Genomic DNA, 9,077 nt, shown 5'->3' with positions numbered 1-9,077 from the left:
CTGCAAGTACGTCCATGTAAGCTCGGTCGCCGCTTGCTCGTGCGCGCTATCCCGCGCGCACGGCAAGACCGGGGTTGAGCGTCCTGCCCAACCCGCCCGAGGCATGCCTCGGGCCCATGCGGCTCACGCCCCTGCACAGCCCACCCGCCCGGCCTTGGACAATTTCCGTGCGCGTCCAGCCACGTAAAGAGAAAATAAAAGCGGGTCGCTGCGCTCGGTGGAGCGGTTGTATCAGCGCGGGGTGGCCAGGTGGTGGGCGACCAGGGCGTTTGCATGGCCATGGCCCAACCCATGCTCGGATTTCAGGAAGCTGACCAGTTCCATGTGCTTCAGCCCCGGCCGTTTGGCCAGCAGGCCGAGCCAATGCGCCACCGGCTGCCCGTAGGTCTTTTCGATGGACGGAAAGTAGGACGCCGGACCCTTGGGTTTGCTGTCGGTGCTCATGTGCTGCTCCCTGTTGTTTGGACAGTATCCATTCGACGAACCACGGAACCACGAATCGACATAGCGGATTTACAAACCAGCACCGGCACAGCCCGGCACCTATCCACGCATGGCGTGGATCCACGTGTCGACCAAGGTCGACACCCACCAAGAGCAGGCCATGCCATTCCGACAGATCGCGGCCTCCTGTCGAAGGCGGGGTGGGTCCGGTTGCGGGGGTGTCCGCGGCATGGATGCCGCGGCCAAGCCTACAGGGACGTATTCACGGCGTCCCCCGCAACCGGACCCATCCTGCCAAACCCTGGAAACCGATGTTGCTGTTGCTTCGGCTTTTGCTCTTGCTTCGGCTGTTGCTGTTTAGGTTGCCAGCCAGCGGCCGGCACTACCGCGGGCGCCGGGCGCAGCCCGGCCGTATCATCCCCTCATGCCGCGTGAAAACCTCAACGACCTGCAAGCCTTCGTCCACGTCGCCCGCGAAGGCAGCTTCACCAAGGCCGCCGCCCAGCTGGGCGTCTCCCAGTCCGCCCTCAGCCACGCCATGCGCGGGCTGGAAGAACGACTGGGCGTGCGCCTGCTGACCCGCACCACCCGCAGCGTCGCCACCACCGAGGCCGGTGCTCGCCTGCTGGACACCCTGGCCCCGCGCCTGGCAGAGATCGAAGACGAACTGGCCGCGCTGGCCGAATATCGCGAGCGGCCCGCAGGTACCATCCGCATCAATGCCACCGGCCACGCCGCCGAATACCTGGCCTGGCCAAGGCTGGCGCCGCTGCTGCAGCAGTACCCGGACCTGAAGGTCGAGCTGACCACCGATTACGGCCTGGCCGACATCGTCGCCGAGCGCTACGACATCGGCATCCGTCTCGGTGAGCGCCTGGCACGCGACATGGTGGCGCTGCCGATCAGCCCGCCGCTGCGCATGCGCGTGGTGGGCGCGCCGTCGTACTTCCGCCAGCACGTGGCGCCGGTGCACCCGCACGATCTGGCCGGGCACAACTGCATCACCCTGCGCCTGCCCACCCATGGCGGCCTGATGCCGTGGGATTTCGGCCAGGGCGGCAACGAGCTGAGCATCCGCGTCTCTGGTCAGTGGACCTTCAACACCATGGGCATGACGCGGGCGGCAGCACTGGCCGGCAGTGGTCTGGCCTGGCTGCCCGAGGACCAGGTGCAGGCGGCCCTGCAGGAGGGCCGGCTGCAATCAACACTGGATGACTGGTGCCCGCACTTCGACGGCTACTACGCGTACTACCCGTCGCGCCGGCATGTCACCGTGGCGATGCGCACCGTGCTTGATGCGCTGCGCGGGCCGATGATGGATTGAGGAGTGCGGACCAACGGTCCGCACCCACCACGGAACGCACCCACTGCGATCAGCCCTTGGCCTGCGCCGCACGCTGCGCGTTGTAGCGCTCGCCGACAATGGCGATCTCCTGCAGCGTCTGCGCGATGCGCTCCAGCTCGGCGGGCGACAGCTGCAGTTCGGCGGCGGCCAGGTTCTCTTCCAGGCGATGGATCTTGGTCGTACCCGGAATCGGCACGATCCACGGCGCCTGCGCCAGCAGCCAGGCCAGCGCGACCTGTGCCGGGGTGGCCCCCCGCGCCGCCGCGATCGTGGTGATGCGGTCAACCAGCGCTTGATTGGCGCGGCGTGCTTCCACTTCGAAGCGGGGCACGGTGTTGCGGAAATCGTTGTCGGCGAAGGTGGTGTCGGCGTTGATCGCGCCGGTCAGGAAACCGCGACCCAGCGGACTGAACGGGACGAAGCCGATGCCCAGTTCCTGCAGCGCCGGCAGCAGTTCGCGCTCCGGCTCGCGCCACCACAGCGAGTACTCGCTCTGCACTGCAGCCACCGGTTGCACGGCATGGGCGCGACGCACCGTGGCCGCACTGGCTTCGGACAAACCGAAGTGGCGCACCTTGCCCTCGGCGATCAGGTCACGCACGGTACCGGCGACGTCCTCGATCGGCACGTTCGGATCTACACGGTGCTGGTAGAACAGGTCGATATGGTCCGTGCGCAGGCGCTTGAGGCTGGCTTCGGCCACCGCGCGGATGTTCTCCGGGCGACTGTCCAGGCCGGTGTCGACCTGGGCGTCCTTGAAGCCGAACTTGGTGGCGATCACCAGCTTGTCGCGGTGCGGCGCCAGCGCTTTGCCGAGCAGATCTTCGTTGGTATACGGCCCGTAGACTTCGGCGGTGTCGAAGAAGGTCACGCCGCGTTCGACCGCCGCATGCAGCAGGGCGATGCCCTGGCTCTGCTCGACGGCGGGACCGTAGCCATGGCTCAGGCCCATGCAGCCCAGGCCCAGGGCGGAGACTTTCAGGCCGCTGCGGCCGAGTTCACGTGTCTGCATCGTCGTGCTCCAGTAGGGGAGCAATGACGATACGCCTGCAGGGGCGGCGAATTGAACGACCTGGATGGCAGTCGGTCATGACTGGATTTCATGAATACCGTCCAGCCACCCATCGCACTGGCGCCGGTGGCTGGCGCCACCGTTACCGAACCTCTGAAATCTCCACGCCATCCAGCCCCTGCGACAGGGTGCGGGCATCGCCGCCCTGGCTGAGCTTGATGCGCAGGCGCACTTCGTTCTGCGAATCGGCGTAGCGCAGTGCGTCCTCGTAGCTGATCTCACCGGCCTGGTACAGCTCGAACAGGCTCTGGTCGAAGGTCTTCATGCCCAGCTGGACCGAATCCTTCATCAGCTCCTTCAGCTTGTGGATCTCGCCGTCGCGGATGTAATCCTGCACCAGCGGCGTGCCCAGCAGGATCTCCATCGCGACCTTGCGCGAGCGGCCATCCGGCGACGGAATCAACTGCTGCGCGACCACGCCCTTGAGGTTCAGCGACAGATCCATCAGCAGCTGGTTGCGGCGATCTTCCGGGAAGAAGTTGACGATGCGGTCCATCGCCTGATTGGCGTTGTTGGCGTGCAGCGTGCACAGCACCAGGTGACCGGTTTCGGCGAAGGCGATGGCGTGATCCATGCCCTCACGGGTACGCACCTCGCCGATCATGATCACGTCCGGTGCCTGGCGCAGGGTGTTCTTCAGCGCGGCTTCCCAGCTGTCGGTATCGATGCCGACTTCGCGCTGGGTGATGATGCAGCCCTCGTGCTTGTGCACGAATTCGATCGGGTCTTCGATGGTGATGATGTGCCCGGTCGAATTCTGGTTGCGGTAGCCGATCATCGCTGCCAGCGATGTGGATTTACCGGTACCGGTAGCGCCGACGAACAGGATGATGCCGCGCTTGGTCATCGCCAGCGTCTTGATGATCGGCGGCAGGCTCAGTTCTTCCACGGTCGGGATGCGCGTCTCGATGCGACGCAGCACCATGCCGACCTGGTTGCGCTGGTAGAAGCAGCTCACACGGAAGCGGCCGACACCGGACAGGCCGATGGCGAAGTTGCATTCGTGGGTCTTTTCAAATTCCTCGCGCTGCGCCGGCGTCATCACGTTCAGCACCAGGTCGCGGCTCTGCTGCGGCGTCAGCGGGGTCTGGGTGATCGGCGAGATCTTGCCGTTGACCTTGATCGCCGGCGGCATGCCAGCGGTGATGAACAGGTCCGAGGCGCGCTGGTGCGCCATCAGCTTGAGGAACGAAGTGAAATCGATGGTGGACGCGGTGGTGTTCACGGCGGGCTCCCAATGGGGCATGTACCAGGAATCGGTCGGTGGAGGAAACAGCGCGGGGCCGGCGGCGTAGTGCTGCGCCCTGCCCCGCCATTGCCCCGCCTTACTCGAACAGACGCTTGTCCTTGGCGTATTCGCGGGCCTGGTTGCGGGTGATCAGGCTGCGCTTGACCAGGTCCTGCAGGTGCTGGTCCAGGGTCATCATGCCGTACTGCTGGCCGGTCTGGATGGCCGAATACATCTGCGCCACCTTGTCCTCGCGGATCAGGTTGCGGATGGCCGGGGTGCCGACCATGATTTCCCACGCAGCGGTACGACCGCCACCGACCTTCTTCAGCAGCGCCTGCGAAATGACCGCGCGCAGTGATTCGGACAGCATCGAGCGCACCATCGGCTTTTCGCCGGCCGGGAACACGTCGATGATGCGGTCGATGGTCTTGGCCGCCGAACTGGTGTGCAGGGTGCCGAATACCAAGTGGCCGGTTTCCGCAGCGGTCAGCGCCAGGCGGATGGTTTCCAGGTCACGCAGTTCGCCGACCAGGATGATGTCCGGGTCCTCACGCAGTGCCGAACGCAGCGCCTCGTTGAAGCCGTGCGTATCGCGATGCACTTCGCGCTGGTTGATCAGGCACTTCTGCGAGGTGTGCACGAATTCGATCGGATCCTCGACGGTGAGGATATGGCCGTATTCGTTCTTGTTGATGTAGTCGATCATCGCCGCCAGCGTGGTCGACTTGCCCGAACCGGTCGGGCCGGTCACCAGGATCAGGCCCTGCGGCTGCTGGATCACCTCGCGGAACAGCGGCGGGCAGGCCAGGTCTTCCAGGGTCAGCACTTCGGACGGAATGGTACGGAACACCGCACCGGCGCCACGGTTCTGGTTGAACGCATTGACACGGAAGCGCGCCAGCGACGGGATCTCGAAGGAGAAGTCGACTTCGAGGAATTCCTCGTAATCGCGGCGCTGCTTGTCAGACATGATGTCGTACACCAGCGCGTGGACCTGCTTGTGGTCCAGGGCTGGAATGTTGATCCGGCGAACGTCGCCGTCCACGCGGATCATCGGCGGCAGGCCTGCGGACAGATGCAGGTCGGACGCTTTGTTCTTTACGGAAAACGCCAACAGCTCGGCGATATCCATGAGCGGCTACTCCCCAATAACGGCTTCGACTGGAAGGATCTTTCCCCGGGCGGCAGTATAGCCTCCTGATTGAACGGAACGCGTTACGTGGCCACTCCCCTGCCCCAGATCCTGAGCAACCTGCACAACGCCGCCGATGCCGCCGGGCGGCCACCGCCGCGCCTGCTGGCGGTGTCCAAGACCCAGCCGGCCGAGGCTGTCGCGGCCCTTGCCGCGCAGGGCCAGACCGCCTTCGGCGAGAACTACGTGCAGGAAGCGCTGGGCAAGATGCAGGAACTGCAGCAGCTGGGCCTGGAATGGCATCTGATCGGCCACCTGCAGTCGAACAAGGCCGAGCCGGTCGCCACGCACTTCGACTGGGTGCAGAGCGTGGACCGGCCCAAGCTGGTCACCGCCCTGGCCCGCTACCGCCCTGCTGAGCGTGGCCCGCTGAACGTGCTCATCCAGGTCAACATCGATGACGAATCGAGCAAGCACGGCTGCGTGCCGGAGGACGTGGAGGCGCTGGCCGCGGCCATCGCCGCCGAACCCAACCTGCGGTTGCGCGGCCTGATGGCGATTCCTGCGCCGTGGCCCGAGGCCGAGCGCCGACGCGATGCGTTCGTGCGCATGCGCACACTTTTCGAGGCGCTGGCGGCCCGTCATCCGCAGGTGGACACCCTGTCGATGGGCATGAGCAGCGACTACGCTGAAGCCATTGCCGAAGGCGCCACCCTGGTGCGCATCGGCACCGCACTGTTCGGCGCACGTCCGCGCCCGGCCTGATTCCAAGGAGATTCCCATGGCAGCTGATTCCATCACCTTCATCGGCGGCGGCAACATGGCCCGCAGCCTGATCGCCGGCCTGATCCGGCAGGGCGTGCCGGCCACGCACATCCACGTGGCCGAACCGGTGGCCGGACTGCGGGAGGCACTCGCTGCCGATTTCGGCGTGCAGACCCATGACAACGCGGCCGATGCGGCGGCACACGGCGATACGTGGCTGCTGGCAGTGAAACCGCAGGTGCTGCGCGATGTCTGCCAGTCACTGCAGGTACTGGCGCAGGCGCAGAAGCCCTTGGTGATCTCGATCGCCGCCGGCATCACCAGCCCGCAGCTGCAGCGCTGGCTGGGTGGCTCGCTGCCGGTGGTGCGCGCGATGCCCAACACCCCCGCCCTGCTCGGTGCCGGGGTCACCGGCCTGTATGCAACGCCGTCGGTGGATGCGCAGCAGCATGCGCAGGCCGAACGCGTTCTGGCCAGCGCGGGACGCACGGTGTGGATCGACGACGAAGCGCAGATGGATTCGGTCACCGCCGTATCCGGTAGTGGCCCGGCCTATGTGTTCCTGCTGGCCGAAGCGATGGAAGCGGCGGGTATCGCACAGGGCCTGCCTGCAGAGGCAGCGCGCACGCTGGTGGTGCAGACGCTGCTGGGCGCCTCGCGCATGCTGGATGAAGCGGGTGAAAGCCCCGCCGAACTGCGTCGCCGGGTGACCTCACCCAACGGCACCACGCAGGCGGCGATCGAGAGCTTCCAGGCCGGCGGGTTTGAAGCGTTGGTGGAAAAGGCACTGCGTGCAGCGCAGGTGCGTGGGCAGGAATTGTCAGCGGCCAATGATTGAAACAGGTGTGCCGACCAACGGTCGGCACCCACCGTCATCCACGCATGGCGTGGATGCATTTGCGGTCATGCATATCCGCCGAGTGCCGTCCACGCCATGTGTGGATCTACGTGCCCAGCTTGGCCATGACGAAATCGACGAAACACTGCAGCCGCGGTCGAGGGCGACGATCGGGCAGATAGATCAGATGCATCGGCCGTGGCTCGGGCAGATGGTCGCGCAGCAGGGGCTTCAATCGTCCTGCCGCGATTTCACCGGCAAGCAACGCAGTCGGCTGCAGCACCAGGCCCGCACCCGCCACGGCTGCTTCGCGCAGCGCGTAACCGTCATTGCTGGTCAGCCGCGCTTCCCAGTCCACCTGTTCGCCGTTGGCCAACTGCCAACCGTGACCACCGCGCCAGGCCAGATGGCTCAGGCAATCATGTCCTTCAAGATCGGCAGGCGTGCGCGGCGTGCCGCGGCGGCGCAGGTACGACGGTGATGCGCACAGGCTCATCGCGTACGGCGGCAGCGGCCGCGCGACCAGTTCCTGCGACGGCAGCGGACCGACGCGGATCGCTGCATCGAAGCCATCCTCGATCAGGTCGATGCGGCGATTGCTCAGGTCAAGCTCGATGTTCAGCAGCGGCTGTGCCCGCAGCAACTCGGCCAGCAGCGGTGCGAGTACACAACTGCCCCAGGTGGTCGGCGCACTGACCCGCAACAGTCCGCGTGGCTGCACCTGCAGCCCGGCCACGTCCGCCTCGGCCTGCTGCACCTGATCCAGCACCTGCCGGCAGCCGGCCAGATAGGCATTGCCGGCCTCGGTCAGGCGTTGGCGCCGGGTGTTCCGTTGCAGCAGCGCGGTGCCCAGGTGCGCTTCCAGCTGCTGGATGTACTTGCCGACCATCACCGCCGAGACCTGCAGCTGGCTGGCCGCAGCGGAAAAACTGCCGTGCTCGGCCACGGCGACGAAGGCCTGCATGCAGCGCAAGGTGTCCATTGCAAACCCATGGTTAGGAATATGCGAATCATACGCTCCTTACCAAACCAGCCGGCGACGGCGCAGACTGCGTCCACCCCCTCTCGCAAGGAGCTGTCATGAAGATTCTTCTCGTCGGTGCCAGCGGCACCCTCGGCCAGGCCGTTGCCCGCCACCTGGGCCAGCAGCACGACATCCTCGCAGCCGGCCGCCGCAGCGGCAGCCTGCGCGTGGACCTCACCGACGACGCCAGCGTGCGCGAGCTGTTCGCGCAGACCGGCCCTGTCGATGCAGTGATCTCCACCACCGGCAAGCTGCATTTCGGCCCCCTGCAGCAGATGACACCCGAACAGTTCAACGTTGGCCTGCAGGACAAACTGCTCGGCCAGGTGCGTCTTGCGCTGGCGGCGCAGCACCACCTCAACGCGGGCGGCTCGATCACCCTGACCAGTGGCATCGTCAGCGCGCAGCCGATCCGCGATGGTGCCAACGCCACCGCCGTCAACCATGCGCTGGAAGGTTTCGTGCGTGCGGCGGCTCTGGAACTGCTGCCGCGCGGGCTGCGCATCAACGTGGTCAGCCCGAACGTGCTGGTGGAATCGATGGAGGCCTACGCTCCGTACTTCCCCGGCTTTGAAGCAGTAACCGCACAACGCGCGGCGCTGGCCTTCCAGCGCGCGGTGGAAGGCATCCAGAGCGGCGAAACGATCACCGTCTGGTAACGAGCGTGCCGACCAGGGGCGGCACCCACCAGCACGGTCAGCCCCAGCGCATCGGGCCGTCGCCGCGCTCGCCGAGCACGTCATCCGGGTTGGCCAGGCGGCAACGCTTCAGTGACAGGCAGCCGCAGCCGATGCAACCGGTCAGCTCGTCGCGCAGCAACTGCAGCATGTGGATGCGTTCCTCCAGCTCCACCTGCCAGCGTGCCGACAGCTTGGCCCAGTCGGCCTTGGTCGGCGCCCGCCCCTGCGGCAGGCTCTCGAACGCACGCGCCACCGCCTCCAGCGGCATGCCCACGCGTTGCGCCACGCGGATCACCGCCAGCCGCCGCAGCACATCGCGGGCGTAGCGGCGCTGGTTGCCCGACGTGCGCAGGCTGCTGATCAACCCCTTGCGCTCGTAGAAATGCAGCGCAGAAACCGCTACGCCACTGCGGCGGGCGACATCGCCGACGCTCATGTCCTGTGCCAGCATCGATTGACCTCAACTTTGGTTGAGGTGGCATGCTGCTACCATCGCCGCCAGATGACAAGCGCGGCCCGTCCGCCCCCCGCAGGAACCCGATGCCC

The 9,077-nt window shown here is 66.1% G+C and carries 10 protein-coding genes; 4 read left to right on the top strand and 6 right to left on the bottom strand.

The window, feature by feature from the left end:
- Nucleotides 1-231: 231 nt before the first annotated feature.
- Entirely contained in the window at nt 232-444 is a 213-nt protein-coding gene (locus tag GIW57_RS23335) for a DUF4287 domain-containing protein (RefSeq protein WP_100463501.1), read from the bottom strand.
- A gap of 424 nt (nt 445-868) precedes the next feature.
- On the opposite strand from GIW57_RS23335, the gene GIW57_RS23330 reads away from it, so the two are divergent.
- Nucleotides 869-1,768: a LysR family transcriptional regulator gene (locus GIW57_RS23330; RefSeq protein WP_236513088.1), complete on the top strand. Its 900-nt coding sequence runs from the start codon at nt 869-871 to the stop codon at nt 1,766-1,768.
- 49 nt (nt 1,769-1,817) lie between these two features.
- Here GIW57_RS23330 and GIW57_RS23325 read toward each other — a convergent pair whose 3' ends face one another.
- From GIW57_RS23325 to GIW57_RS23315, 3 genes are all read right to left on the bottom strand, one after another.
- Nucleotides 1,818-2,801 carry an aldo/keto reductase gene (locus GIW57_RS23325; RefSeq protein ID WP_236513086.1) on the bottom strand — a complete coding sequence of 328 codons (984 nt, stop codon included), beginning with the start codon at nt 2,799-2,801 and terminating at the stop codon, nt 1,818-1,820.
- A 142-nt stretch (nt 2,802-2,943) separates the two neighbouring features.
- The gene (locus GIW57_RS23320; RefSeq protein ID WP_100463489.1) at nt 2,944-4,107 is read right to left on the bottom strand and encodes a PilT/PilU family type 4a pilus ATPase; all 1,164 of its coding nucleotides are present in this window, start codon (nt 4,105-4,107) and stop codon (nt 2,944-2,946) included.
- Nucleotides 4,108-4,186: 79 nt separating this feature from the next.
- On the bottom strand, nt 4,187-5,224 hold the full coding sequence (locus GIW57_RS23315; RefSeq protein WP_004147099.1) for a type IV pilus twitching motility protein PilT: 1,038 nt from the start codon (nt 5,222-5,224) through the stop codon (nt 4,187-4,189).
- An 87-nt stretch (nt 5,225-5,311) separates the two neighbouring features.
- Between GIW57_RS23315 and GIW57_RS23310 the strand changes: the two genes are divergently transcribed.
- Both GIW57_RS23310 and proC read left to right on the top strand, forming a co-directional pair.
- Nucleotides 5,312-5,989, top strand: coding sequence for a YggS family pyridoxal phosphate-dependent enzyme (locus tag GIW57_RS23310; protein ID WP_236513084.1), 678 nt, complete (start codon nt 5,312-5,314; stop codon nt 5,987-5,989).
- Between the two features lie 16 nt (nt 5,990-6,005).
- Nucleotides 6,006-6,827, top strand: a complete 822-nt coding sequence (gene proC / locus GIW57_RS23305; RefSeq protein ID WP_100463486.1) for a pyrroline-5-carboxylate reductase — start codon at nt 6,006-6,008, stop codon at nt 6,825-6,827.
- Between the two features lie 106 nt (nt 6,828-6,933).
- On the opposite strand, the gene GIW57_RS23300 is transcribed toward proC, so the two are convergent.
- Nucleotides 6,934-7,809, bottom strand: a complete 876-nt coding sequence (locus tag GIW57_RS23300) for a LysR family transcriptional regulator (RefSeq protein WP_236513082.1) — start codon at nt 7,807-7,809, stop codon at nt 6,934-6,936.
- 98 nt (nt 7,810-7,907) lie between these two features.
- On the opposite strand from GIW57_RS23300, the gene GIW57_RS23295 reads away from it, so the two are divergent.
- On the top strand, nt 7,908-8,510 hold the full coding sequence (locus tag GIW57_RS23295; RefSeq protein WP_089239269.1) for a short chain dehydrogenase: 603 nt from the start codon (nt 7,908-7,910) through the stop codon (nt 8,508-8,510).
- 37 nt (nt 8,511-8,547) lie between these two features.
- Here the strand turns inward: GIW57_RS23295 and soxR are convergent, their stop codons facing one another.
- Nucleotides 8,548-8,982, bottom strand: coding sequence for a redox-sensitive transcriptional activator SoxR (gene soxR, locus GIW57_RS23290; protein ID WP_032951587.1), 435 nt, complete (start codon nt 8,980-8,982; stop codon nt 8,548-8,550).
- Nucleotides 8,983-9,077 lie beyond the last annotated feature (95 nt).

It is taken from the genome of Stenotrophomonas sp. PA-6-5C (assembly GCF_021605635.1).
In the GTDB taxonomy this organism is placed as follows: Bacteria; Pseudomonadota; Gammaproteobacteria; order Xanthomonadales; family Xanthomonadaceae; genus Stenotrophomonas; species Stenotrophomonas lactitubi.
The sequence above is the reverse complement of the archived record's forward strand: the minus strand, read 5'-3'. Positions and strand labels throughout refer to the sequence as shown.

What these genes read in the sequence shown, in the direction of transcription:
- GIW57_RS23320 (WP_100463489.1), bottom strand. Translation starts at nt 4,107, where the DNA reads ATGCCCCATTGGGAGCCCGCCGTGAACACCACCGCGTCCACCATCGAT.
- GIW57_RS23295 (WP_089239269.1), top strand. Translation starts at nt 7,908, where the DNA reads ATGAAGATTCTTCTCGTCGGTGCCAGCGGCACCCTCGGCCAGGCCGTT.
- GIW57_RS23325 (WP_236513086.1), bottom strand. Translation starts at nt 2,801, where the DNA reads ATGCAGACACGTGAACTCGGCCGCAGCGGCCTGAAAGTCTCCGCCCTG.
- soxR (WP_032951587.1), bottom strand. Translation starts at nt 8,982, where the DNA reads ATGCTGGCACAGGACATGAGCGTCGGCGATGTCGCCCGCCGCAGTGGC.
- GIW57_RS23330 (WP_236513088.1), top strand. Translation starts at nt 869, where the DNA reads ATGCCGCGTGAAAACCTCAACGACCTGCAAGCCTTCGTCCACGTCGCC.
- GIW57_RS23300 (WP_236513082.1), bottom strand. Translation starts at nt 7,809, where the DNA reads ATGGACACCTTGCGCTGCATGCAGGCCTTCGTCGCCGTGGCCGAGCAC.
- GIW57_RS23315 (WP_004147099.1), bottom strand. Translation starts at nt 5,224, where the DNA reads ATGGATATCGCCGAGCTGTTGGCGTTTTCCGTAAAGAACAAAGCGTCC.
- proC (WP_100463486.1), top strand. Translation starts at nt 6,006, where the DNA reads ATGGCAGCTGATTCCATCACCTTCATCGGCGGCGGCAACATGGCCCGC.
- GIW57_RS23335 (WP_100463501.1), bottom strand. Translation starts at nt 444, where the DNA reads ATGAGCACCGACAGCAAACCCAAGGGTCCGGCGTCCTACTTTCCGTCC.